Source organism: Thermoanaerobacterium calidifontis (assembly GCF_055381745.1).
The window spans coordinates 152,209-177,775 of sequence record NZ_AP042436.1 but is presented as its reverse complement, the minus strand read 5'-3'; the positions used below and the strand labels follow the sequence as shown (position 1 = coordinate 177,775).

The following is a 25,567-nucleotide window of genomic DNA, read 5'->3' as shown; positions in this document are numbered from 1 at the left end:
TCAGTTTTAATTTATCTGCAAACATTTAATCTTGCTGACCAAATTGATCAATTCCTTCAATAAGTCTTCCTTTTTGCCGTACTTATAAGTGATGTATGGTGGAATTTGGCCCGAAAACATTATTTTACCTTTAAATTCATTGACTAAGGCATCAACTATTCTTGAATTTATGGACTTGTTGTCCTTAAACTTCAAGATTATAGAATTACCTCTTTCAGTAATTTCCAATATATTTGCATCTCTTGCCAGCGCTTTTAAATAAGCCACATCGATGAGAGCTTCTACAGCTTTTGGGTACTCTTTAAACCTGTCTATAAGCTCATCCTTTATGTCTTCAACATCTTTTTCATTTTCGATGGAAGAAATCTTTTTATACATTTCAAGCCTTTGATTTTCATCTTCAATGTACTCTTTATCTATATAAGCGCTAACTTTAATGTCGATTGCTGTATTAGGCTTGTCTTCTTCAGATATTCCTTTTAAGTTTTTGATCGCCTCGTCGAGAAGCCTCAAGTACATATCATACCCTACAGCATCTATATGACCGTGTTGCTCAGCTCCTAAAAGATTACCAGCACCTCTTATCTCTAAATCCCTCATGGCGATTTTAAACCCGGAACCAAATTCAGTAAACTCCTTTATTGCTTCAAGCCTTTTTTCTGCAACTTCTGTAATAACCTTATCTTTCCTGTAAGTAAAATACGCATAAGCCAATCTATTAGATCTTCCGACTCTTCCTCTTAATTGGTACAATTGAGAAAGCCCCATCTTATCTGAGTCATACACTATTATGGTATTTACATTTGGTATGTCCAAGCCCGTTTCAATTATCGTAGTACAAACTAATATGTCATATTCCCTGTTTAAGAATCCTATCATGATATCTTCCAGTCTTCCTTCATCCATCTGACCATGTGCAACAGCAATACGTGCTTCAGGCACCAACTCTTTTAAAATCGAAGCCATTCTTTCTATGCCATCAATTCTGTTGTAGACAAAGTAAACTTGTCCTCCACGTCCCAGCTCTCTTAAAATCGCATCTCTTATGAGATCTTCATTAAATTCCACCACGTACGTTTGAACTGGATACCTATCTTCAGGAGGATTCTCCAATACGCTCATATCCCTTATACCTACAAGGGACATGTGAAGCGTCCTTGGAATAGGCGTTGCAGAAAGAGACAACACATCGATGTTTTCCTTCAGTTTTTTAATCTTCTCCTTATGCTTTACACCAAATCTTTGCTCCTCATCTATGATTAAAAGACCCAGGTCTTTAAACTTCACATCGTTTTGCAAAATCTTATGTGTCCCCACCAGAATATCTACAGTACCATCAGCTACCATTTTAATTATTTGCGATTGCTCCTTATTGCTTCTAAAACGCGAAAGCATCTCGATCTTGACTGGAAAATCTTTAAACCTTTGCACAAAATTATTGTAGTGCTGTTCGGCTAATATCGTAGTCGGGCACAAAAAGGCCACCTGCTTGCCATCTGCAACAGCTTTAAATGCGGCTCTAAGTGCTACTTCTGTCTTTCCATATCCTACATCACCGCAAAGCAATCTGTCCATGGGTTTATCGCTTTCCATGTCTTTTTTTATTTCTTCTATGCACCTAAGCTGATCTTCCGTCTCCTCGTACGGAAACCTTTCTTCGAAGTCTTTTTGCCACGGCGTATCCTTAGAAAAAGCATATCCCTTCATTGTCTGCCTTTTTGCATACAGCTTAATCAAGTCCTTCGCTATATCTTCAACGGCCTTTTTAGCCCTTTTCTTAAGCTTAGACCAATCGCTGCTGCCTAACTTATTTAGTTTTGGCGGTTTGTCTTCTGGACCTATGTATTTTTGCACCAAATCCAACTGTTCAACAGGCACAAACAACTTGTCATCGCCAGCGTATTTTATCTTAAGGTAATCTTTCGTAACACCATCAACAGTTATTTTCTCGATTCCTTCATATTTGCCTATACCATAATTTACATGGACAACGTATGAACCAACAGTGAGTTCTGTAAAATTCTTAATCCTTCCACTGTTTTTAACTTTAAGTGATTTTTTCGACCTCCTCGATTGGCCAAAAATCTCGACATCGCTTATAAGGGCAAACTTGGCATCTACGTACTCAAATCCTTTGCTTATTGTGCCTGGATAAATTAACACACCGCCTTCTGGTATGTCGTACTCTTCGTCTTCTATAATAGGAACTTCTAATCCATATCCTATAAGGGAATTTCTCAATAGTTTTCCTCTCTCTAAATTGCTGGAAAGCATGACAACTTTATATCCAGAACTTTTATAGAACTTAAGATCATCTGCCAAAAGATCCAATTTTCCATGAAAAGAATGCATCGTCCTTGATACAAAATTAACGATTTTTTTTACTTGTATATTTTCATCAGACTTTACAATTGTGTTCATCAAAATCAGCGATTTATCCGAAAGCTTCTTTAAAATGTCGTCATAACCAAACAAAAGGTTCGACTGATCAGGTATGGCTTCTCCGGATAAAAGCAACGACTTAAAATTCTCATTAAACTCCTTAACGATGTTTGAGGCCCTTTCTTTCACCCTCAAATTCTCATCTACTATTATAAAAGCATCATCAAAATAATCAACAATAGAATAAAGATTGTCGTAAAAAAAGCCTATCAATTCTCCTATATTTGTTATATTTCTGGTTTCAGAGATATTCTCCATTATTTCGTCAAACTTTTTCTTAATCTTTTCTGCTCTGCCGCTTTGTGTCTCTTTTATTTTTGAAATGTAGGAATTCACCCTCTTGCTTAAATTAGAAAGCCCTTTTTTAATGTTCTCATCTTCCAGAACAAACTCTCTTGCAGGAAATAATTCAACTTCGTCTACATTGTCCAAAGACCTTTGCGTTAATGTATCAAAGCTTCTTATGGAATCAATTTCATCATCAAAAAGCTCTATTCTAAAACCTTCTTCTTCCATAGGCGAGAAAAAATCAATTATACCGCCACGTATGCTAAACTGCCCTTTGCCCTCCACCATAGGCACTCTTTCATATCCCATGGTGACAAAAAACGATGAAAGCTCATTTAAATCAACCGTATCTCCAATTTTGTATTTCCTTTTATACTTTAAAAACACATCTTTAGGAGCAACTTTGTTTAAAACGCCGTCTATTGAAGCGACAAATGCATAGGGCTTATCATCAAGAATTTTCCTGATAGCAGCAAGTTTTTTGCCGGTTATGTCTAAACTGGATGCATCCACTTTGTAAAAAAGTGCATCTCTTGATGGAATCAAATATGCATCGCCATTTAACAGTGAACTTAAATCTTCATGCATCAACTTGGCTTCCACATCATTGTATGTTATAAAAAGCACTTTTTTCCCAAGCTTCTTTACAATGTAATGAGCAATATGTGCTTTTTGAGAATCAGTTAGACCGTATATTAAAAGCGGGAGTCTCTCGTCTGTAAGAGCCTCATTTATTTCCCCAACCTCTCTTAAATTTTCTATTGGCTTTATAAACAATGCAATCACCTCAACATAATCCAATTCCAGCACCCATGAATGACGGCTGTCATAAAAATAGCAGCATATATATTTATCTGTCTTAAAACGTAAAAAGCAACAACTCCAAAAACAAGGTGTGTGGCAATGCTTAAAACTGATGCCTTAAAATTTATTTCTTTTGGTGACTCAACAAAATCCTTAAAGGCTTCTACAACCCCAAACACGAAATGTACGCCAATAACACTGCCAAAGATGTATCCAATAGCAGTTTTTGACGATTCTTCAATAAGCGGCACGCCGTATATTACAGCTTTGTCACCGTACATATCCACAACAAGTTTATTCAAAAAGTAGGACAAAATTGCGCTTATAAAACCACCTACGATAAACATATATTGTTGCCATTGTACAAATTCATGGCATGTTCAACTCCATTCTCTATTATATCCAAAACGGCCTTTGCCGCATTATCGATAGAATTTTCAACTATATCCATATCACTTTCCTCAAATCTACCTAAAACATGCTCTATCATGTCGCCTTTTGGCTTTCCTATGCCTAATCGCACTCTTGGAAAGTCCTCGCTATTTAATATATATATAATCGATTTCATTCCATTATGCCCACCTGCACTGCCTTTCTTCCTCACTCTTATTTTACCCACATCCAAGTCCTTATCATCATATACTACAATCAAATTAGAAAGTGGCAATTTGTAAAAATCAACTATATCGTAAACAGCCTCACCACTGGAATTCATAAATGTCTGAGGCTTTTGCAGCACTATTTTTTCTCCTTTATAAAGTCCTTCACCGATTAATGATTTGAACTTAATTTTTTTTACAGCTATATCTAATTTTTTAGAAAGACTGTCTATCACTTCGAAACCTACATTGTGTCTCGTTTTTTCATACTCTTTCCCGGGATTCCCAAGTCCTACAACAATGTACATTATAACCCCTCCAGTCATGCTATTTTTTATTATATCACAAAAAACTGTGAAAAAAAGTTCAAGTTCAATAATAAAAAAGTTCCTTACCAGCGGGAGGAGACTGGTAAAGAACTATTTAGCGTTATTTACATTTTATTGTGCATTTGAACTGCTCATAAGCTTTACTTTTGTACTCATGGTCCTGCCATTTCTCCAGAATGTAACAGTTATCGTGTCGCCAACTTTATGCTTAGATATTATGCTTTGTAGTGCATCAAAAGTCTGTACTTTTGTTCCATCTACTGCCGTTATCACATCTCCTGCTTGAAGTCCAGCTTCATCAGCACCGCTTCCTTGCTGTACTTGCGCTATATAAAGTCCAACCGGTATATTGTACTGCGCTGCATCTTGTTGGGTTACTTCCTGTACGCTTACACCCATCATTGGTCTTTCTACATATCCATGTTTTATCAAGTCATCTATTATAGGTTTTGCTTCATTTATCGGAATCGCAAATCCCATTCCTTCAACAGGTGTGCTTTGGCTTTGGAACATTCCAAATGGATCTTGAGTATCTGAACCACCTGTTGATGTCAACTTCACACTTGTTATCCCAACAACTTCACCATTGCTGTTGACCAAAGGTCCACCGCTGTTACCAGGATTTATAGCCGCATCTGTCTGAATGAGGTTAACTGGTCCGTAATCGCTTTGAAGATTTCTGTTAAGACCGCTTATTATGCCTGCTGTAACTGTACCTGCAAAGCTTTCGCCGAGAGGATTTCCTATGGCAACTGCCAGATCTCCTACTTCAAGCTTTGACGAATCACCTAATTTTGCCGGAATCAAATTTGTAGCATTTATCTTCAATACTGCCAAATCAGTCTTTGAATCTTTTCCTATAAGCTGTGCAGGGAACTTCCTACCATCAGATAAATTTACGGTTATCTTAGAAGCTCCATCCACAACATGGTTGTTTGTCACTATATAGCCTTGTGAGTCGATGATTATTCCTGAACCACTGCCTTCAGGCACCAGTGCGCTGCCAAATCCATTGGAATATGATACGCTTGTATCAATTCCAACAACGGAAGGACTTACAATTTTAGCTATATTGGCAATCAAGCTGTAATTGTTGTTGTCTGATGATGAAAGTGGCAAGTACCTATTTATAACCTGTGTCTGTTGCCCCAAATTAGTGTACTTCATGATTCCTGCCACAGTTCCGCCACCTATAAGTGCTGCAATCAATGCAACAGCCACAAATGAAACCAGCATCCTTCTTCTAAACCTTTTTACCATCTTGCCTAAGCTTTTTTTGTTGCTTCTAAATTCTACTCTTGGATTCGTATAGGTTCCACTTTCTTCAGCACCATATGTTGCTGGAATTTCCTGAGTGTCATCTATATTTTCGCCTTTTATGTCATCAGAACCTAAGGCATCGTCAGTTCTAAAATTATCTATTTCATTTTCGCCTATATTTTTGTTTTGTTCATTTTCAAAATCCATATTCATCATCCTCCTTATCATCTCTCATGATTACATTATAAATTAGAATTTTTAATAAACTGTGAACATATTGTAAATTATTTTTAATAATTTTATATGAGAAGAAAAATAAATGCAGCCCGAGGGGTGGCTCGAGCTGCTATAATAAGGGAGGTCAAGGAGAGGCTTTTCTCTCTCTCGATTATTATTATAACCTTAATTTATGAATAAAGTATGAACAAATTGTAAAAATTTTATTTTACTGCTTAACTTTTTTCGCCCTCAATGTAAAAGTAAATGTAGTGCCGTCTGCATCGTTGCTTACAACCCATATATCCTCATTGTGAAGATTTATGATGCTTCTTACAATATAAAGCCCTAATCCGACACCAGGACTGCCGCTTCTGGCCTTGTCAACTTTGTAAAACCTGTCCCATATATGGTCAATTTCATCAGGCGGTATCGTTTTGCCCTTATTTTGGACTTTTACATGGACTTTTTCCTTCACCTTTTCTGTAGATATGTGTATATAACCACCAGGATTTGAAAATTTAATTGCATTATCTATCAAATTAGTAAGCACTTGTTCTATCTTGTCTTTATCTGCTTCTACAATTTCTTTGTCACTTTCAAAGTCCACCTTAACCATGAGATCCTTATCGCTTATCCTTGCTTCCATCTTTATTATGGTCAGCCTTATAAGCTCGTTTATATCAAATTCTGATATATTTAAAGGGAAAGCCCCTGATTCCATCTTCGTTATATCCAAAAGTTCAGATATTAATCTGGACATGCGCCTCGTCTCTTTTTGAGCTATCTCAAGATAAAATTTGGATTTCTCTGCAGGTATAGTCCCATCCACGACTCCATCTATATAGCCTTGAATGGTTGACAAAGGCGAGCGAAGCTCGTGTGAGACATTAGCCACAAACTCTTTTCTGGCATTATCCATCCTTCCCAATTCACTTGACATTATGTTGAAGGACTTTGCCAAGTCTCCTATTTCGTCGTCATCTACAACGTTTATCTTTGTTGAAAAATCTCCTTTTGCCATTTTTTCCGTTGCAATGCTCATCTCTTTTAAAGGATTAGAGATTCTCTTTGATGTATAAGAAATAAGTATAAATGCTATTATTATGGATATGGCTATGGCTAAAAGCATTATGAAAAATATGTCCATCAAGGTTTTCTGCATCTCTACAATAGGAGCATGCATGAATATGGCACCTTGAATCTTCCCAGCCAGTACCAGCGGAAAACCAACAGTCAAAACAGGCTGCGTAAATCTGCCGCCAAAATATCCCCTTCTTACAATAGTCTCACCTTTTAAAATGCTTTTGATGTCATCTTTGCTTAATGTGACACCTGTCCAATTCTTTTCAAAGTTCTTCGACTGTATATATATGCGTCCGTCTGTGCTTACAACCCATATCGATGCATTTATAAGCCTGTCAATGACATTCAAATCTTGATTAAGCCTGTCAATGTCTATGTCCCCTATGAGGTAATCGTTCAAAACGGTGTTTATCTGCTTTCCTTCTTCTACCATTATCTTTTCTTTATCGCGAAAATAGTAATTTTCAAACATGATGTAAAAAAGCACAGAAAGTATAGACATCGTAAGCAGAATTATTGCAATATTTGTGAAAAGCAGCCTTCTAAAGAGCCTGTTTCTGCTCAAATCATTTCACCTCGAATTTATATCCCACACCCCATACAGTTGTTAATTTCCAGTTTGGACCATCCCCTATTTTCTCTCTCAAACGCTTTATGTGTACATCGACAGTTCGGCTGTCACCCATGTACTCGTATCCCCACACGTTTTCTAACAGTTGATCTCTTGTAAAAACCTTGTTGGGATGAGTGCACAAAAAGTAAAAAAGCTCCAATTCCTTCGGCGTAAGGTCAACATTTTCACCTTTATATCTCACCTTGTACTCGCTTAAACTTATAGAAAGATCAGGGTATGTGACACTGTCGCCATCATTTTCCTCATGTTCATACCTTCTCAGCACAGCTTTGACACGAGCAACTAACTCTTTTCCATCAAAAGGCTTTACGATGTAATCGTCGGCACCTATCTCCAGCCCTAATACCTTATCAAATGTATCTCCTTTGGCTGTAAGCATTATAATAGGTACATTTGTAAATTTCCTAACCTCTTTGCACAACGTCATTCCATCAATGCCGGGAAGCATCAAATCAAGTATAATAAGCAAGGGGAGTTCTTCTTTTATTTTGTCCAATGCTGTAAGCCCGTCACTGATCTTTAATGTTGCAAAGCCTTCCTTCTCAAGATAAAGTGAAATTATCTCACATATATTTCTATCATCGTCAACTATATATATTTTTTTGTTTTCGCCCATACAAACACCCCTCTTTTTAAGACTATTATACATAATTGATTTAAAAACCGCAATGATGGATTGTGCATACAAAAAAAGGCACCTTAGTGCCTATACAAACAATTTGCTTACAGACATGCCTTCATATATTCGCATTATGGCTTCCGCCAACAATGGAGCTACAGTCCTTACCTTTATCTTGCTTATCTTCTTCTCCTCAGGAAGCGGGATAGTATCTGTTATGACTAATTCTTTTATCGGAGAATCCAACAACCTTTCTATCGCAGGACCTGACAAAACACCGTGCGTAGCACACGCATACACCTCTTTTGCACCATTGTCAATAAGCGCTTGCGCTCCCTGTTGTAACGTCCCTGCTGTATCAATAAGGTCATCTACCAATATGGCTATTTTCCCTCTTACATCACCGATGAGGTTCATTATCTCTGCTACATTAGCCTTTGGCCTTCTCTTATCTATTATGGCTATAGGCGCATTAAGTTTTTCCGCAAAATTCCTTGCTCTTACTACACTTCCGTGATCTGGCGATACAACTACTACGTCTCCGCCCAAATCCTTTTCCATGAAATATTTCGCCAGTATTGGACCGCCAAGAAGATGATCGACCGGTATATTGAAATATCCTTGAATCTGTGCCGCGTGGAGATCCATTGTGAGAACTCTGTCGGCACCTGCAACTGTAATAAGGTCAGCTACCAATTTAGCCGTTATCGGATCTCTTGGTTTAGACTTCCTGTCTTGTCTTGCATAACCGTAATAAGGTATGACAGCAGTTATCTCTCCTGCAGATGCCCTTTTAAATGCATCTATCATTATTAAAAGTTCCATAAGGTTATCATTTACTGGTGAACATGTAGACTGAACGACAAATACATTTGCACCTCTTATGCTTTCTTTGATCCTTACGCTTATCTCACCATCGCTAAATGTACCAACTTCTGAATCACCTAATGTAAGCCCTAAGTTTTCGGCAATCTCCCTCGCCAATTCAGGGTTTGAATTGCCACTAAAAATCTTTATTGCTCCTCCGTGTCTTACCACTCCTATAGTCCTCCTTTTTTTCTTCTTTCTTCTACCCATCCTTCTTTGTTGGTCTGGCGACATCTTGCTATTGCCAATGCTCCTTCTGGCACTTCATCTGTTATGGTGGAGCCTGCAGCTATAAAAGCTTTGTCATTGACTTTAAGAGGCGATACCAAGTTTACATTGCATCCAACAAAAACATCGTCGCCTATGATGGTCTTGTGCTTGTTTTTACCATCGTAATTGACGACTATAGAACCACAGCCCATGTTAACGCGTTTCCCGACTTCCGCATCACCTATATAAGTCAAATGAGGCACTTTTGTTCCTTCACCTATGACTGATTTCTTTATCTCTATGAAATTGCCAAGCTTAGCATTGTCGTGTATTACGCTTTCAGGCCTTATCTGAGCAAACGGTCCTAATTTTATATTGTTGTGAAGTTTTGATTCGGTGATCATAGAAAATACTATTTTACAGCCATTTCCTATTTCTGAATCGATGATGTATGAATTAGGTCCTATTTCGCAGTCTTCTCCAATCGTAGTCTTGCCTTCTATCATAGTGCCAGGATATATAATCGTGTCCATTCCTATAACAACATCAGGTCCAATGTAAGTGCTATCAGGATCGATTATGGTGACACCGTCTAACATAAGCCTTTCATTTATCCTTTTTCTCATGACCTTTTCTGCGTCTTTTAGCTGTACTCTTGTATTGACCCCCATTATCTCCTCATTTGGAGCCTGATATGCTCCAACTTTTCCACCTAATTTTATCACTATCTCTATGGCATCCGTCAGATAATATTCCCCTTGTGCATTGTTGTTGCCTATATGTTGAAGCGATTTCCTTAAATAGTCAGAATTAAAAATGTACATTCCGGAATTTATCTCATGGATACCTTTTTCTACATCATTGGCATCTTTGTCCTCAACAATTTTTAAAACATTGCCATTTGAATCCCGTACAATTCTCCCATACCCATCTGGAACGTCAAAAAAAGAAGATAATATTGTGATAGAATTTTGCTCTCTTAAATGGAAGTCATAGAATTTCTTCAATGACTCAGACGTTATAAGCGGTGTATCACCAGTCAAGATCATTATGTTACCCGTATCAGGCAATAAGTCTTTCGAAACCATGACAGCATGTCCAGTACCAAGCTGTTTTTCTTGATACGCATATTTAACGCTGTCACCCAATACATTCTTTACCTCATTAGCACCGTGTCCTAAAACCACGACTACATCCTGTGAACCAGCTTCTTTGGCACTCCTTACAACCCACTCAACCATAGACCTTCCACAGACTTTGTGAATCACTTTTGGATGCTTTGATTTCATCCTCTTTCCAAGTCCTGCAGCAAGTATTAGCGTAACAAAATTATCCATCGCGACACCTTCTAATACATTCTTAATATTTTAACTCTTTACTCCTATACTATTTTAACTATAAATTTGACAAAGTTCAACAAAAAAATAAAAAGGAGAAACCTCCTTTTTATTCCTGTCCTTGCGGCTTGTCCTGCTCTTTAGCTTTTTCGTATTCGCTAAGTATAGCAGATTGAATCTTTGCTCTTGTCTCTGAATTTATTGGATGTGCAATATCTTTAAACTCTCCTTCGGGTGTCTTGCGGCTAGGCATAGCTATAAACAAACCATTCTGTCCCTCAATAACCTTTATATCATGAACAACAAATTCATTATCGAAGGTTACAGAAACCACAGCTCTCATTTTGCCTTCCTCGTTTATTTTTCTCACCCTAACGTCTGTAATTTCCATAAGCTCACCACCTTCCTGCAATATAAGCCAATAATTTATGACTTTTAGCATAAGAAAAATTAAATAAAATTTCTTACCTTAATATTATTCGCCATTAAATCAAAATTTCCTCCATGAAAAATTAAAATTTAGAAAAATTTTGATAAAAAAATTCATTTTATGCCACCACACTATTATTTCCATTATTATGCATATTATACATTATTTTAACCAATCGCTTATCTCCATCTTTACAGTTTCTTTCTCCTCATTCATGTCTACAAGCGTAAATATAGAAAAATAGTTTTTCACAACCTTGTTCTCAGGCTCTTTTGTAGATATCATGACGCCAGCACCTATTACTTCTGCATCAAACTCATTCATAAGCTCAATCATGCCTTTTATAGTACCGCCCGCTTTCATGAAATCATCTATCAAAACAACTTTTGAGTTCCTCTCTAAAGATCTCCTTGAAAGGGACATGGCTTTTATCTGCTTTTGCGAACCTGAAACGTAGTTTATCGAAACAGATGAACCTTCAGTTACTCTATTGTCCTGCCTTATAATCACTAATGGAACATTTAATGCTTTGGCACACATGATGGCAATAGGTATTCCTTTTGTCTCAACTGTGACAACTGCATCTACATCTTTGTCTTGAAATGGATATGATAGAATTTCACCTATCTTATTGGCGTACTGTGGAGAATAAATGATGTCGGCAGTGTACAAAAAACCTCCAGGAATAATCCTTTTTGGATCTTGAAGCTTATTGCATATATCTATCATAAATTCTCGATAATTATCTATATTATTTATAGGAATGTACTTTATACCACCGCCAGCCCCTGCAACAGTCTTTATCTTACCTAAGCCGAACTTTTCTAATATACCTTGTAGTATATCCATGTCTTCTGATGCAGTGGACTTTGCCACATTAAATAAGTCCATAAAATAATTCAAGTTATACAATTTATTGGGGTTTTCGGTCAATATCTTAAGTATAACACTGATCCTCTCGTACCTTTTGTATGAATTCATCGAAAAACCTCCAAAGACAAACTTTTAATTAACATTATATTTTAAAGTTCATTAATTTGCAATATGTGATATAATCTTTTTGTATAGTATTTTATCTTCATAAAGAGACCGTTTTTTGGCAATAATAATAACAAAATTTGAAAGAGGTGCTATATTAATGATAATAGACATCGAAAATTTTAAAAGAGTTCATTTCATAGGAATTGGTGGCATAAGCATGAGCGGCCTTGCACATATAATGCTAAATTCTGGACACATTGTAACAGGGTCAGACATAAAGGATTCTCATATAATAAAAAAATTAAGAAATGAAGGTGCAATAATTAATATCCCCCATAGCGCTTCAAATGTGGATGGAGCCGACTTAGTCGTATACACAGCAGCAGTAAAAGAAGACAATCCTGAAATGATAAGAGCGAGAGAGCTTAACATACCTACAATAGATAGGGCAACGCTTTTAGGTGAAATAATGAAAAAATACAAGTACGGCGTCGGAGTTGCCGGAAGCCATGGCAAAACCACGACAACTTCGCTTATATCCGTTTTGCTGAAAGAAATGAATTACGATCCAACGGTCTTAGTTGGCGGTGAAGTCGACATAATCGGCGGAAATGTAAGAGTAGGCAATTCAGAATACTTCATAACAGAAGCGTGTGAATACACAGACAGTTTTTTAAAGTTTTATCCTTACATTGCGGTCATTTTAAATGTTGATTCAGACCACCTTGATTACTTTAAAAACATCGACAACATAAAGCAGTCATTCACGCAGTTTGCAAACCTCGTCCCAAATGATGGATTTGTAGTGGCATGTGGCGATGATCCTAATACAATGAGCGTGCTTAAAAATGTAGACCGCAATATCATCACGTTCGGAATCGACAGCAACTGTACATGGAATGCTAAAAACATAAAATTTGACGAAAAAGGATTTCCTTCATTTGATGTGTACCACGATGGTACATTTGTAGAACGCTTTGAGCTGTCCATTGTAGGGAAGCACAACATATTAAACGCATTGGCAACACTGTCAGTATGTCACCTTTTAGGCGTAGACATAAAAAAGACTCCAGATATCATAAAAAAGTTTAAAGGCACCCACAGAAGATTTGAATTCAAAGGCACAATCGATGGCGCAGTAATAATCGACGACTATGCCCACCATCCAACAGAAATCAAAGCTACATTGTCTTCTGCATTAAATTACCCTCACAATAGAATAATATGCGTATTTCAGCCTCACACATATACGAGGACTTATTCGCTTTTGAATGACTTCGCTGCCTCTTTTGACGATGCCGATATTACTATAATAACAGATATATACGCTGCGCGTGAAAAAGACACAGGAATAGTACGAGCAGAAGATCTGGCTAACCTTATAAAAGATAGAGGAAATGAAGTATACTACATAAAGGAATTCACTGACATAGTAGACTATCTCAAAGGCACTATAAAAAATGGCGATCTTGTAATAACAATAGGTGCAGGCGATGTATACGAGATAGGCAACATGCTTTTAAACTTCAACAAAAAAGCGGCAATAGGCGCATAAAAATAAATAGGCATTTAGCCTATTTATTTTTTTATGCATGACTTTCTTTCGATTAATTTTACTGGTACAATTATGTGATCTACAACAAAGTCTTTATTTTTAATGTTTTTAAGCAACAGCTCTGCAGATTTCACACCTAAATCAAAAGTGGAAATGTCTATCGTCGTAAGGGGCGGATTTGCATAAGCAGAAAGAGGAATATTGTTAAACCCGATAAGGGATACGTCTTGCGGCACTTTAAGCCCATAATCTATGGCTGCCCTTATGACACCAAAAGACATTATATCGTCTGTCACAACAACCGCAGTAGGTTTCTTTTGCTTCAAAATCCTCATCATGGCATTGTAACCGCCATCTTCTGAAAATTCATCTTGAGCAACCAATTCTTTATCAAATGGAATATTATTCTCCTCTAATGCCAACTTATAACCATCAAGTCTATCCAAACTTACTACGAATTCCAGTGAACCGCTTATAAATGCTATCTCTCTGTGACCGTGTTTTATGAGATAATTGGTAGCAAGCCTTGATGCTCCAATATTGTCGTTATCTACCCAGCATACGCCCTTAGAATCTAAAGGCTTTCCTATTACAGTAAAAGGAAACTTCTCCTCTCTAAGCCAAGGTATTAGCTCATCTGTAGTCCTTGAACAAAGAAGCACGATGCCATCAACTCTTCTTCCTTTTACCATATCTATGACAGCCTGTTTTTCTTCCTCTTCATTGCCTGATGTCGATATAAGCAAATCGTACTTTTCGTTATGGGCGACGACGCTTATGCCCCTCATGACTTCAGGAAAGAAAGGATTGGAAAACGCGTCTTCTGCAGAACGAGGCATTATAAGGCCTATAGTGTAAGTCATCTTGCTGGCTAAACTTCTTGCAATAGCATTAGGGTAATACCCCAACTCTTCCATTGCCTTAAAAACTCTTTCCTTCGTCTCTTTGCTTATCCTTGGATTATCCGCAATAACCCTTGACACAGTCGAAGGTGCAACGTGTGCTCTTTGCGCAACGTCTTTTATTGTTACATTCATCTTAACACCACCTTAGTGAAACCGATTGCAGTTACTTATATTTTATACCAATTTAGATTTATTGTCAACTTACAAGCCTCAATAGATAAACTTGACAATTTTTCCGTAATACTGAGACCCCGATATTCCCAATAGCTCCAAACCTATCATGGCTAAAAAAATCAATAAAGATAAGAAAAGAGGCCATTGAAGCAATATCTTAAAATCATCTTTTAAAGTTGTAGTGCTGTGAATAATGTATGGATCTGTAGTTTTCACGAGTTTTTCAAGAAGCATGTAAAGAATCGTACCTGCCGCTATAGCGATAAATCCATACACCACTACAGATAAAAATGGAATATTCATTTTTACCATGGTTCCAGGCTTAAGCCCTGCCGCACTTGAAACTTTATTTGACGCATATTGCAATATAAGTACCATAGTATTGTTTGTAAAATGTCCTAACATTGAAGCGTAAATTGAATCAGTCCTTTGAACAAGAAATCCCAATAAGCACCCTAAAAAGACTACACTTAAAAAATTCTGCACATTAAGATGCAATGCGGCAAACATTGTGCCTGATATGACGACAGCCTTTATAGAGCCTCTCATCTCATAACTTCTCAAAATAAGCCCTCTTGTAAGTATCTCCTCGCATAAAGCTGCAGTCCCTGAAATTATCAATATCTGTTTTATCAATCCTCCAATGTCGGTGGCAGCATTTATAGGCGGTATAGGTATTTTACCGAATTTACTTAGTACGTAATTTGTCAAGATGCTAAAAAAGCTGGATACAAACATACCGCATATCATTATAGCTATTATTAAAAACACATGATTTAAGTTAAGTTTATTTAATCTTAATACGTATTTTACGTCATACCTTTTAAAAATCAGAAAAAGTACAACAGGCAGCAAAACGATAACAAACTCTGTAAAAACAAGCCCTAAATACAATGATTTTCTCTGAACGTATGAACCTACAAAAACAAATAGGATCAGTATAAGCAGATAGATTTTATTAGCATCTTTTTCAGACGGCCTCATACCAAAACTCCTTTTCATTTTGTCTACAATAGATTTTACCATACATATATTGAAAATGTAAGAATAAAAAAACCTATTTTTCACAAAATATTTTTGTAAAAATTATTGGAGGTGTCATTTATGAGCTTAATAAAATGGCGCGGCAACGACATGTGGCCGGATTTTAATTTTGACTTTAACTTACCTGCATTATCAAATATATTCGCTCGACCCAGAATAGATATTACAGAATCCGAAACTGAAATTACAGCGACAGCCGAATTGCCTGGTGTTGACAAAAAAGACATAGAAATAAGCGTTCACGATGATATACTTGAGATAAAGGGGCAGACTTCAAAAGAATCCGAAAGAAAAAATCAGAGCTACTATTTAAACGAAAGGTATTATGGCTCATTTGAAAGAAGAATAGGACTTCCCGCCGAAGTAGATTCAGAAAGAACAACTGCAAAATTTGAAAACGGCATATTGACCATCGTAATGCCAAAATTGCATCCAGATAAACCAAAGGGCAGAAAAATAGATATACAATAAAAAATAAAGCCAGACGCAGGACACCTGTGTTTGGCTATAATATTATCTTCTTGCTTTCTCTGACAACAGAATCATTGTGTTGAGTGAAATTATCCACATATTCTACAAGCTCTATATTACACCCTCTCCCAATTGTGACATTCTTACCTCTCACAGCTTTCGCCGTCGTATACTCCAGGTATATTTCATCACCTTCAATGACATCTGTTGTAAGGTTACCTTTACACATATCATAAATCATCGATTTGATAAGCTTAAGCCTCGTGAATATTGATTCAGAGCCTCGCTTTATCATGATTTTCTCTCCGCCAATTTCTTTAACAAAATTACTTCCATAGATATAGATGTCTATGTCATCAGCATTCAAGAGCCCATTTAACTTCATGACAATGCTATTTGATGTGAAAATTTCAGAATTGCAATTTCCTTCTACTGTAAAATAGCCATTTGCATCTATTTTCTCAGACGAAATATTTGCATTAATTGTCGTATTTCCGTGCGTTATTAAATTTTTAATAGACGTATCACCATCTACTGTCATGTTGCCTGCAACCTTAAATATATGGGCAAATAAGCTGCCTTTTATAGCTATACTTCCTGCAACTACCCCAGAGACAGTTTTTAAGTCTCCATTTATTGTACAATCCCCGGTAGTTTTGATGTATGCACAGTCAACAGAGCTATTAAAAATCCCATTTCCTACTACCGAAACATGATTAAATAAGCCGCCTGCAGATGTATTATCACCAATAATCTTTATATCTTGCCTTTTCTCAAAATCCATGATAAGCACTCCTTTACACCTTTTTAAATTCCTTAACGTTCGCATTATAATCTTTTTCAAATTTATCCTCGTATTCTACAATATCAACATTTGAACCTGGGCCAATTTTGACGTTTTTACCTCTTACGATTTTTGCATTGGTGTACTCTATATAAATATCATCGCCTTCAACAGTGTCCACAATCAATCTTTGTGATGCTGAAAATGTCTCAAGGATTTTTTCAAAGAATTTTATACCATTTGTATTGTCTTTACAAACATTGATATTTTGACCGCCGATTTCCTTCACTTTACATTTTACAAAGAGGTTTATATCTATATTTTCCGCATTTAAAAGTCCATTTATGGTAAATCCTCCTCGTGAAATAAATATCTCTGAATTTACGTCGTCATTTACCTTGAGCACACCATATATCTGAACTTTCTCGGCATTCACACTGCCAGCAACATTCAATGACCCCTCCACGGTTAATTCTTTGCACTTAATATCGCCATTTACATTATTGACTCCACTTACAAGGATGCTTTCTGCTTTTATGCTGCCATCTACTTTTGAAACACCACTGCATTTAAAATCTGTGCATTCTACATTGCCTTTCACTCCCATAACACCGCTTATTATGACATTTCGATACTTGCCACCAGCAGAATCTCCTACGCCACTGCCGATTAAGTCATTTAAGTTTTCACTACTCATTAAGCTCGCCCCCATTTACTAATTTTATTTTTAATTCTTCAATAATTCCCGCAACACTTAGCCTTTTAATGATTTTCGCGCCCGGCTCGAAATAAACTTCAGACCCACTTGATACCAAAAAACATGTAGATACTCCAAACTTTCTCACAAATAATAGATCACAATTCTTCCCATTGAATTTATTGTAATTTTCTCTCAAAGTTTCTAAAATGATTTTTCCTTCCTCAAGATTTATATCTCCTGCAATTATCATTTCATCAACAATGTAAATATATAGAATGGAGTTAAATGAAAACTCTTTTTCTTCTCCAAACGTCTTTACATATAATTCCAAAGATATTGACGAAACAATGTTGCGTTTTTTTATCTCATCTAAGCTTAATACAATCTCTGACGGATTTGGCGAAAGCATATTTGCAAGGTCGTCCAATGACAAGTCATCTTTCATGCTTAGAATTTTATTTACTCTTTCAAGAATTTTTGCTTTAGGGAAAAATGTCTCTTGTCCTGTAAATGTAGACTTTCTTATAAACCATTCCTCAGGAATAAGATTTTTTCTTTTCCACCTGTAAAGCTGCCCGTAGGAAATACCCGTAATCTCAAGCAATTCTTTTTTCGATATTAAATCATTGTTATCCACTAACATTCACCTCCACATGAATAGTATAACATAACACTGTTACGTTGTAAATAGGTTTTATAAAATTTTTAAGCGAAATGTCGATTGTAGTGCATTTCATAATATGTTCAATTAAATTTATAGGTGAAAAATATAATGATATTGATAAAATGGTAATATATGGTTCAAGATCAAGAGGAGATAATAGAAAGACCAGTGATATAGATATTGCCGTATATTGCAAAGATGGTTCACATAAAGGCGCAATTTATTGCGATTTAGATGATATAAATACTCTATTGAAACTTGATATAGTCTTTATAGATGATAATACCGACAAAAAGTTATTAGATAATATTAACCGGGATGGTGTTATTATATGAGGAAAGCAATAATAAACTTTAAAATTTTATAAAGGCATACTCATCATCTCGCTTTTGATTTGTAATAATCTTTTAAATAATTCATCATACTATCACTTAATTTAACACTTATGAAAGTTATATTGTTGTTTGAAGTTTTGTCATATTTAGGGAATAGCGCATAACCATTGTAAATATTAATATTTGTTATCATATATCCTTCTTTCAGCTTATTTTCATCCATTGTTTTTAAACCATTATATGCAAACTGCATTGAATAATAATCTTTACTCGACCTATCCAAAATTATATCTTCATCTTTTCCTTTTGAATTGTGGATATAATTTAAAAACTTATTAATAAACACTTTATCATCGATCATTACTGTAGATTTAACCTCAAGCTGGGCAATTTCTTGTAATATTTTTTGTTTTTCATTATAATCCTTTGTTTCTTCATATTTTTTATTTAATTCAATGATTTCCTGCCTATGTAAATCTCCAGTTAAATAAATTTTATCTGGAGTTTTGACATAGTTCATACTAATTCCGCTTTTAGAACAGCCAACAAATAAAATGGTTACTACACAAATAAGAGAAATTATTATTCTTTTAGATACATTTGTTTTCATATCATGCCACCTAGCATTATAAACATTGTTTCTCTCAATACATATAATACAATTTTTGTTTTTTGTTTGTCTAGTTTTCTGGTATCATTATAAGTTATTTCGTCGATTTTTCTTCACTGATATATTTAGAAATATATAAAATCAATAGCACATGTGATATACCAATTAGATATATTACAAATATTCTATAAAATATGATATTATGATAATATTGTATTGTTATAGTATGATATATATTAAATCTCTTATATATCTCTCCAAACGCATCAATAAAATTATTAAGATATAAAAAGAAAAAAGACAGAATTATAATATTACTAATAAAATATGCACGCCCTTTTTTGTATATTTTATCATTGACATACTTTTTGTCAAAAATTTTATCTAACGAATAAAATAAAATTATTATATGAAATGCACCAGCTAAATATATTATGAGAGATCTTGTTAATAAAACATCATGATATTGAGGCAACATAATAGTGTGGTATATGAATAATCTCATATATGCTATCTCAAATGCATTAATAAAATTATTTATCAAAATTGTTGATGCGTATAATACTATAATGTTAAAAAACAATATATAAATAATAATTACATACCTCTTTTTCATAATATTTTCCACCCTTTAATAAAATCTTTTAATAAGATGAACGATAAAAATTTAAATATATCGTTCATCTTATTTTATAAATGCGATTCAACTGATGTACTAAATAATTATATCACCAATTTTTGATTTCCATTTTGCCATTATTGATAAAATTCAATCTATCTATTGTGGCATTGGGAAGTAATAATCATCTACATAATATGGCCCAACAGATATAACTTTAAAATGTGCATAATAGCTTGGAAAATATACAGTCCCTTTGTTGACAAGTTCAGGATCCTTATCAATTTGTGACCATACTGTACCTCTTTCGTCTTCCAGCGCTTGACAACCTTTATTTGCAAAATATCCTCCCAATGCCCCACCAACAATTGATCCCATTAAACCACCATAAGTTCCGCCCACCGTAGCACCTATAGCTCCTCCTATTAATCCTCCTAAAGCAATGCCTGTTACAGTATTAATATTTGATACGGTATCGGTCCCAATTTGTGTGAAATTGTAGGTATATCCAGTTAAATTTGCATTATACTTCGAACCAATCTTATAATATAAATAATCTGGATGAGCATAAGGGACTATATTACCTATTTCACTATTCCAACCGGAAACAAATTCTAAAATACCATCATTCCATTGCGTTTCACCACCGCCACCACCAATCACCGAGTTTGGTGAGATTACACTTGGCAACATTACATTACTTTGATTTTTTATCATATTATTAAACTCATCAATTGTTTTTTTATCCATCTCAGTTCTTACTTTATTGTTCTTATCAATTATTACTTTAACATTATATTTATTATCTATGTTATATTGTAACATCGAACTTCCATCAATATCTTTTTTGTATACATAATTTATTTGAGTTCCATTTGATTTATTTCTTATTGTCGCCGTTAAATTATCATTGTCAGTTTTGTTAACCATTATTTCAAGATCGTTTTTCGTAGCCATTTTTGAGCTATTTTCATTAGTAGCAAAAACATAATTGAATGATGAAACTGAAAGAAGCACTACAACAAGAACCAATGAAACAGCCTTTTTTAACATTACTAAACATCTCCCTTTTATAGTTAGTAACACTATTTCGATACCAAAACAGCATACTAACTACATTTTTATTAAACATCGAATGGCCATTCATTTGTTTGACTACATTATAACTCCAAGTCCAACATTTGGGAAGTTCCGGAATTCGGCACATTTTTTATGAAGTAAGTGCCGAATTCCGGAACATCATTCTACAATATATTGCCATGTGTGTCTATGATGCCTATGTTTATGGCTGTCATTATTATTTTTATATCATTGTCTGCATCAAACAATATGCCTAATTTATTTAGATGGTTTCTCAATGCTCTATCAGATATGCCTACTTCGTCCATTACTACTTTCCTTACCCCATTTCGGACCAATGATGATAGGATAAGCTTATCAGTATCATCGATCTCTCCTCCTATGAAAGACATATTTGCACTTCTATACGATATACATTTTTCAATGTAAATTGCTATGTTTTTTAGTGTAATGCTCTGCTCTTTTATGCTGGGAATCTTTATGCGTGATATATCAAGATATGCAACTATTTCTTTGCTATAATGATCTGTAATAGGCATTGCAGTGCAATACCAGTTCTTAAACAGGTCACAATAATGGTCTTTTCCGTATAACTGTGCAAGGCTTTTGTATTCCATGGCTATGTTGACTGCATTTGTTCCACTGTCTTCAAGTCTTAGGCTTATGCCTTCTCTAAATTGCAGTTTTTTAAAATCTTCATTTAATTGGTCATTAGCTATAATTTCAATCACATAACCGTCTTTATCACACAGAATAAAGAAATATCCCTTTTCAATAAGTACTCTATACCTATAACATTGATTTACAAAGTTGTTCAACAGTAATATTAAAAAGTTATTATCTCTTCTCTTTTTTAACAGTATATTTTCATCGATTATTTTATCAAAGGAGTTTTTGTGGGGATTGATATTTATAAGCAATGATTCCCCATAAGATACAGTCAGTTTTCCGTTTCCTCTTTTTATAAATGCGTCATTGTTCATCAATATCACTCCATCATTTTATCTTTCCGTTAATCGCAATATCCTCTTTTAATACCAGTGTGCATCGCTTGTATAGTTGGCTTGCTCTAATTGAACTCCATTTCTATAGACTGTACCTTTTGTTACAAGCCTGTAATAATACCCTTCTTCAACATACCATATTTCACTTATGGAACAGCTAATATCTGTCGATGTGGTTGACCAGTTTTTGATTGTCACCCAGTTTCCGTTCTTGTACTGTTGAAGATAAGCATCAATTCTGATTTTGTCGACGCTGAAAGCATATAATACGCTGTCGACAGTTGATTTTCCCATCGATGATATGTCGAATGTGTTAGTAAACTGGGATATGGCTATCCAATTAGGCGTTATTGGACTTGTCACTAATTTTTTTGAAATACCATCATCCGCAAAACCAGTGGTTGAAAGTGATGTCATAATTATTATTGTCAGTACAAAAATAGACAAGAATTTTTTAAACACACTATCACCTCACTAATTTTTCCCTCTCATAAATATAAAACAACTTACACTGGATTTCGTTACAGTTTTTTATAAAAATTTTTTATCAATTTCAGTATATATGATTTCATTTTAATATTGTCAATTTAGGAACGAAAATATCATTTTAAGGAACAAAAAAGCATTTTTACCTCTTATTTTTCTTCAATTGCAAGATAAAAAAATAAGGACAGAGCATTTTCTGTCCTTATTTTGTAAGTTACATTTGTCAACAGCTTATTATAGATATGCACTATATTTAATTACCTTGAGCAGCATCTACTGTTATAATACCATCTTTATAATCGACTTTATATCCAAATGCTTCACTTATAACCCTTAGGGGAATATATGTGCAATTATCGACTAATCTCGCCTTCACCGGAAGTTCATTGATCTTATCATTTATTTTTGCTACCTTTGACCCTATTGTCAACTCTACAGTCTTACTGCCTTTTTCTACTGTTATTGTTTGACTGTCATTATGCCAATTCACTGTTGCACCTAATTTTTCAAAAAATTCACGGGCCGGTACTACTGTAATTCCGTCTATTAAAGTAAATGGCTCCTTAGTAAATTTTATCTCTTGCCCGTTTAACTTGATTTTCGGAACATAAGGAAAATGTATTACAGTGCCTCCACCTGAATCTTTATAAATGATTATGCCATTGTCCATTTCTTGAGAATATCCTGCTTGCATGACAGTTTCTTTGGTTACAGATTTTCCATCATCTTGTACAGCGTAAGCGATGGATCCTGTACATACAACAGCAAAAATAGCAACAAACAAAATACGTTTAAGAAAAGTAAATTTCATCCTCACACCAACTCCTCTTTAATCATATTATCCAAACCAGCCCAGGTAATATACTTCTAGAATTCTCTCTTAATTAAAACTTTGTGAATATGATCCCACACTCCTTTCACCTTTTCATTTGGCGGTATGCTTTTAATATAAAGCCAAGAAAGTATACAAAATAAACAGTAACCTAATAATACTCCTAAGGCATTCAGTATTACATCGTTAATATCAACCCTTCTGGCACCATAACCAGATAAATAAAATATGTTTTCTAAAAACTGTAAAAGCTCTATCGAAATAGAAAACAAGAACCCTTTCCAAATAACTGATTTCAGATCGACTTTACTTATAAACGGCAGTCCAAAACCAAAAGGAATGGTAATTATCACATTCCCCCATCCTTGTACTGAATTAAGATAAGAATATGTCAATTCACGAAATGGAATAAAGTTTAAACCATTTTTCCAATCAATTTCATCTTTAATCAAGTCATTGTGTTGGAACAATCGAATCGGAAACAAAGTATAGTGAGCTACAGAAAGCAAATATATGAAAAATATCGAAAAACATAATATATATCCAATACTGCGTTGTTTCTTTCTCCACATATAAAAAATTAGCCATCCATATATTAAAACTATCACCGGCATAATAGTTTTAATGTCTATCATTATACCTAATCCCAATTATAACAACTCCTCACAATACCTAAATTAGTCTATTTAACATGTCATTGTTCATTGTTGCATATTTCGCTAAAATTAATGCAATTTTAGAGTATTAAAAAATATATAACTATTTAGTAAACTCTGATTTATTCTTCCTGATATAATTAATAATCATATAAAAAACAGCCATTACAGCAATACAGTAAAATGCCAAAAAATACTGCTGGTTAATAATTAAATATGCTATAGCCATTAAATAATAAATAATCAATATTGTATAAAGAGATAATGCTAAAAAATATCCATATTTTCTTTTCTTTAATAACCCAATTGATGATATAATAAATACAGCTCCAAATATGATACCAATAAAATAAAAATTTGTGCTTAGTATGACATTACTGCCAATTTTAAAGTTTACTCTTTCAAGCATCCTCATAATTGAGTCTAATATATACAAGGCCCCTTGTAACATAACTAATATTGCCACAAAGTTCATACTAACACCATCCAATAATTTTACACTTTTATTTAACAATTTTATTAATAAATAGAAATTTTATATTAAGCTGGACATAATCAATTCTTTTTTGCTTTATCTTTTTGATAAACCTAAAAAACCTCTAAACTCGTTTTTTAAATCTTCTTCCTGAATTACTTTAAATTTTAAGTTTTTTTCATCATATTCTAATACCATTACCTTGCCAAAAGAGCCTGAATTTATATCAGGATCCATTATTAATATACGATTATTGCCAATATTTACTATGGCAATATTGTGACTTGCATATCCATTATTGTTGGGGACATATTGTACGCTACTTGTTCGATTGCCCAAAACTAATATCAACAATAAAACAATTATTATTAACATAAAAGTATGAGTAATTTTCTTACTTTCCATGGTATTTTAATACCTCCTCATTGTATTCTCTATTAATTTGATTTGTAATATCATTCAAGTTATTATCATATAATGTCCAATTCATACATATCGAATTAGTATTCTCAATCATTCCGTTTAGCTTAAAATCTTTTAAATAAAATTCATCATCTATATTGATATTGACCTCATAATTTCGATTATCATATTTGCCAACAATTTTGGCTATTTTCCCTTTATAATTTATACCATATAAAACCAAATGATTCTCTTTATTAATTTTGATAATACAATCATTATTAAGATTTGTTCCATACCCAAATGATTCGATTTTATATTTGTTGTTTATTCCTTTTTTCAAAATAGCATATCCAGCAAATTTAAATTTAACTTTTGGTATGCTACAAGAAAAAAGCGTGAATTTAACATTATCTATTGTTATAGTTTTTTCTATATTTATTGAATTTTTTAAAATGTCTTTTAAAGAATCTGAAATTGTAATCATTTTATTTTGTAATAAAGAGACTTTCTTAATTATAGCATTTCGCTCCGATTCTCTAGTATTGTCAATGTTATAAGTAATGAAAATAGAAAAATACAAACTTATTGCTGTAACAGCAATAGCAATGCATATTATTATTTTTTTCATAAAATCCCTCCGCCATGCATTATTGATGAATAAAAATA

The 25,567-nt window shown here is 34.4% G+C and carries 26 protein-coding genes and 1 pseudogene; 3 read left to right on the top strand and 24 right to left on the bottom strand.

The window, feature by feature from the left end; translation table 11 throughout:
• Positions 1-6: 6 nt before the first annotated feature.
• The 10 genes and pseudogenes from mfd to purR all read right to left on the bottom strand — a co-directional run bounded on the left by mfd (position 7) and on the right by purR (position 12,102).
• The gene (gene mfd, locus ACZ42G_RS00950; protein WP_464852072.1) at positions 7-3,507 is read right to left on the bottom strand and encodes a transcription-repair coupling factor; all 3,501 of its coding nucleotides are present in this window, start codon (positions 3,505-3,507) and stop codon (positions 7-9) included.
• Between the two features lie 5 nt (positions 3,508-3,512).
• The gene (locus ACZ42G_RS00945; RefSeq protein ID WP_464851035.1) at positions 3,513-3,836 is read right to left on the bottom strand and encodes a hypothetical protein; all 324 of its coding nucleotides are present in this window, start codon (positions 3,834-3,836) and stop codon (positions 3,513-3,515) included.
• A 32-nt stretch (positions 3,837-3,868) separates the two neighbouring features.
• The gene (pth, locus tag ACZ42G_RS00940; RefSeq protein ID WP_464851033.1) at positions 3,869-4,441 is read right to left on the bottom strand and encodes an aminoacyl-tRNA hydrolase; all 573 of its coding nucleotides are present in this window, start codon (positions 4,439-4,441) and stop codon (positions 3,869-3,871) included.
• A gap of 132 nt (positions 4,442-4,573) precedes the next feature.
• Complete coding sequence (locus tag ACZ42G_RS00935; protein WP_464851031.1) at positions 4,574-5,929, bottom strand: S1C family serine protease; 1,356 nt, start codon at positions 5,927-5,929, stop codon at positions 4,574-4,576.
• Between the two features lie 238 nt (positions 5,930-6,167).
• On the bottom strand, positions 6,168-7,589 hold the full coding sequence (locus ACZ42G_RS00930; RefSeq protein WP_464851029.1) for an ATP-binding protein: 1,422 nt from the start codon (positions 7,587-7,589) through the stop codon (positions 6,168-6,170).
• 1 nt (position 7,590) lies between these two features.
• The gene (locus ACZ42G_RS00925) at positions 7,591-8,274 is read right to left on the bottom strand and encodes a response regulator (RefSeq protein WP_464851027.1); all 684 of its coding nucleotides are present in this window, start codon (positions 8,272-8,274) and stop codon (positions 7,591-7,593) included.
• Between the two features lie 90 nt (positions 8,275-8,364).
• The gene (locus tag ACZ42G_RS00920) at positions 8,365-9,354 is read right to left on the bottom strand and encodes a ribose-phosphate diphosphokinase (RefSeq protein WP_464851026.1); all 990 of its coding nucleotides are present in this window, start codon (positions 9,352-9,354) and stop codon (positions 8,365-8,367) included.
• Positions 9,318-10,691 (bottom strand): bifunctional UDP-N-acetylglucosamine diphosphorylase/glucosamine-1-phosphate N-acetyltransferase GlmU, encoded by a 1,374-nt coding sequence (glmU, locus tag ACZ42G_RS00915; RefSeq protein ID WP_085112472.1) that lies wholly within the window; start codon positions 10,689-10,691, stop codon positions 9,318-9,320. Before glmU ends, ACZ42G_RS00920 begins: the two co-directional genes overlap by 37 nt.
• Positions 10,692-10,800: 109 nt before the next feature.
• Positions 10,801-11,082: a septation regulator SpoVG gene (spoVG, locus tag ACZ42G_RS00910; protein WP_013786966.1), complete on the bottom strand. Its 282-nt coding sequence runs from the start codon at positions 11,080-11,082 to the stop codon at positions 10,801-10,803.
• Positions 11,083-11,239: 157 nt separating this feature from the next.
• Positions 11,240-12,102: pseudogene (gene purR / locus ACZ42G_RS00905) on the bottom strand (pur operon repressor).
• Between the two features lie 157 nt (positions 12,103-12,259).
• Here purR and murC point away from each other — a divergent pair.
• Positions 12,260-13,657: a UDP-N-acetylmuramate--L-alanine ligase gene (murC, locus tag ACZ42G_RS00900; RefSeq protein WP_464852071.1), complete on the top strand. Its 1,398-nt coding sequence runs from the start codon at positions 12,260-12,262 to the stop codon at positions 13,655-13,657.
• A gap of 23 nt (positions 13,658-13,680) precedes the next feature.
• Here the strand turns inward: murC and ACZ42G_RS00895 are convergent, their stop codons facing one another.
• On the bottom strand, positions 13,681-14,694 hold the full coding sequence (locus ACZ42G_RS00895; RefSeq protein ID WP_464851025.1) for a LacI family DNA-binding transcriptional regulator: 1,014 nt from the start codon (positions 14,692-14,694) through the stop codon (positions 13,681-13,683).
• Positions 14,695-14,772: 78 nt separating this feature from the next.
• Complete coding sequence (locus ACZ42G_RS00890) at positions 14,773-15,720, bottom strand: lysostaphin resistance A-like protein (protein WP_464851024.1); 948 nt, start codon at positions 15,718-15,720, stop codon at positions 14,773-14,775.
• Positions 15,721-15,840: 120 nt separating this feature from the next.
• On the opposite strand from ACZ42G_RS00890, the gene ACZ42G_RS00885 reads away from it, so the two are divergent.
• Positions 15,841-16,251: an Hsp20/alpha crystallin family protein gene (locus ACZ42G_RS00885; RefSeq protein WP_085112475.1), complete on the top strand. Its 411-nt coding sequence runs from the start codon at positions 15,841-15,843 to the stop codon at positions 16,249-16,251.
• A 34-nt stretch (positions 16,252-16,285) separates the two neighbouring features.
• Here ACZ42G_RS00885 and ACZ42G_RS00880 read toward each other — a convergent pair whose 3' ends face one another.
• From ACZ42G_RS00880 to ACZ42G_RS00870, 3 genes are read right to left on the bottom strand one after another with little or no spacing between them, the layout of a single operon-like run.
• Positions 16,286-17,035 (bottom strand): hypothetical protein, encoded by a 750-nt coding sequence (locus tag ACZ42G_RS00880; RefSeq protein ID WP_464851023.1) that lies wholly within the window; start codon positions 17,033-17,035, stop codon positions 16,286-16,288.
• A gap of 13 nt (positions 17,036-17,048) precedes the next feature.
• Positions 17,049-17,732: a polymer-forming cytoskeletal protein gene (locus ACZ42G_RS00875; RefSeq protein WP_464851021.1), complete on the bottom strand. Its 684-nt coding sequence runs from the start codon at positions 17,730-17,732 to the stop codon at positions 17,049-17,051.
• Positions 17,725-18,378, bottom strand: a complete 654-nt coding sequence (locus tag ACZ42G_RS00870) for a YhbD family protein (protein WP_464851020.1) — start codon at positions 18,376-18,378, stop codon at positions 17,725-17,727. The genes ACZ42G_RS00875 and ACZ42G_RS00870 overlap by 8 nt, the downstream gene beginning before the upstream one ends.
• A gap of 71 nt (positions 18,379-18,449) precedes the next feature.
• Here ACZ42G_RS00870 and ACZ42G_RS00865 point away from each other — a divergent pair, with 71 nt between their 5' ends.
• A complete protein-coding gene (locus ACZ42G_RS00865; protein ID WP_085112479.1) occupies positions 18,450-18,734 on the top strand; it encodes a nucleotidyltransferase domain-containing protein in 285 nt (94 codons plus the stop codon).
• A gap of 43 nt (positions 18,735-18,777) precedes the next feature.
• Here ACZ42G_RS00865 and ACZ42G_RS00860 read toward each other — a convergent pair whose 3' ends face one another.
• The 9 genes from ACZ42G_RS00860 to ACZ42G_RS00820 all read right to left on the bottom strand — a co-directional run bounded on the left by ACZ42G_RS00860 (position 18,778) and on the right by ACZ42G_RS00820 (position 25,529).
• Positions 18,778-19,344: a hypothetical protein gene (locus tag ACZ42G_RS00860; RefSeq protein WP_085112480.1), complete on the bottom strand. Its 567-nt coding sequence runs from the start codon at positions 19,342-19,344 to the stop codon at positions 18,778-18,780.
• 778 nt (positions 19,345-20,122) lie between these two features.
• Complete coding sequence (locus ACZ42G_RS00855; protein ID WP_274893768.1) at positions 20,123-21,016, bottom strand: hypothetical protein; 894 nt, start codon at positions 21,014-21,016, stop codon at positions 20,123-20,125.
• Positions 21,017-21,207: 191 nt separating this feature from the next.
• On the bottom strand, positions 21,208-22,026 hold the full coding sequence (locus ACZ42G_RS00850; protein WP_464851018.1) for an AsnC family protein: 819 nt from the start codon (positions 22,024-22,026) through the stop codon (positions 21,208-21,210).
• Between the two features lie 48 nt (positions 22,027-22,074).
• Positions 22,075-22,509 carry a hypothetical protein gene (locus tag ACZ42G_RS00845; protein ID WP_464851016.1) on the bottom strand — a complete coding sequence of 145 codons (435 nt, stop codon included), beginning with the start codon at positions 22,507-22,509 and terminating at the stop codon, positions 22,075-22,077.
• Between the two features lie 277 nt (positions 22,510-22,786).
• On the bottom strand, positions 22,787-23,344 hold the full coding sequence (locus ACZ42G_RS00840) for a copper amine oxidase N-terminal domain-containing protein (protein WP_464852069.1): 558 nt from the start codon (positions 23,342-23,344) through the stop codon (positions 22,787-22,789).
• A gap of 56 nt (positions 23,345-23,400) precedes the next feature.
• Positions 23,401-24,015: a VanZ family protein gene (locus ACZ42G_RS00835; protein WP_464851014.1), complete on the bottom strand. Its 615-nt coding sequence runs from the start codon at positions 24,013-24,015 to the stop codon at positions 23,401-23,403.
• Between the two features lie 109 nt (positions 24,016-24,124).
• On the bottom strand, positions 24,125-24,436 hold the full coding sequence (locus tag ACZ42G_RS00830; RefSeq protein ID WP_464851012.1) for a hypothetical protein: 312 nt from the start codon (positions 24,434-24,436) through the stop codon (positions 24,125-24,127).
• Between the two features lie 156 nt (positions 24,437-24,592).
• Positions 24,593-24,871: a hypothetical protein gene (locus ACZ42G_RS00825; protein ID WP_464851010.1), complete on the bottom strand. Its 279-nt coding sequence runs from the start codon at positions 24,869-24,871 to the stop codon at positions 24,593-24,595.
• A 19-nt stretch (positions 24,872-24,890) separates the two neighbouring features.
• The gene (locus tag ACZ42G_RS00820) at positions 24,891-25,529 is read right to left on the bottom strand and encodes a hypothetical protein (RefSeq protein WP_464851009.1); all 639 of its coding nucleotides are present in this window, start codon (positions 25,527-25,529) and stop codon (positions 24,891-24,893) included.
• Positions 25,530-25,567: the final 38 nt, after the last annotated feature.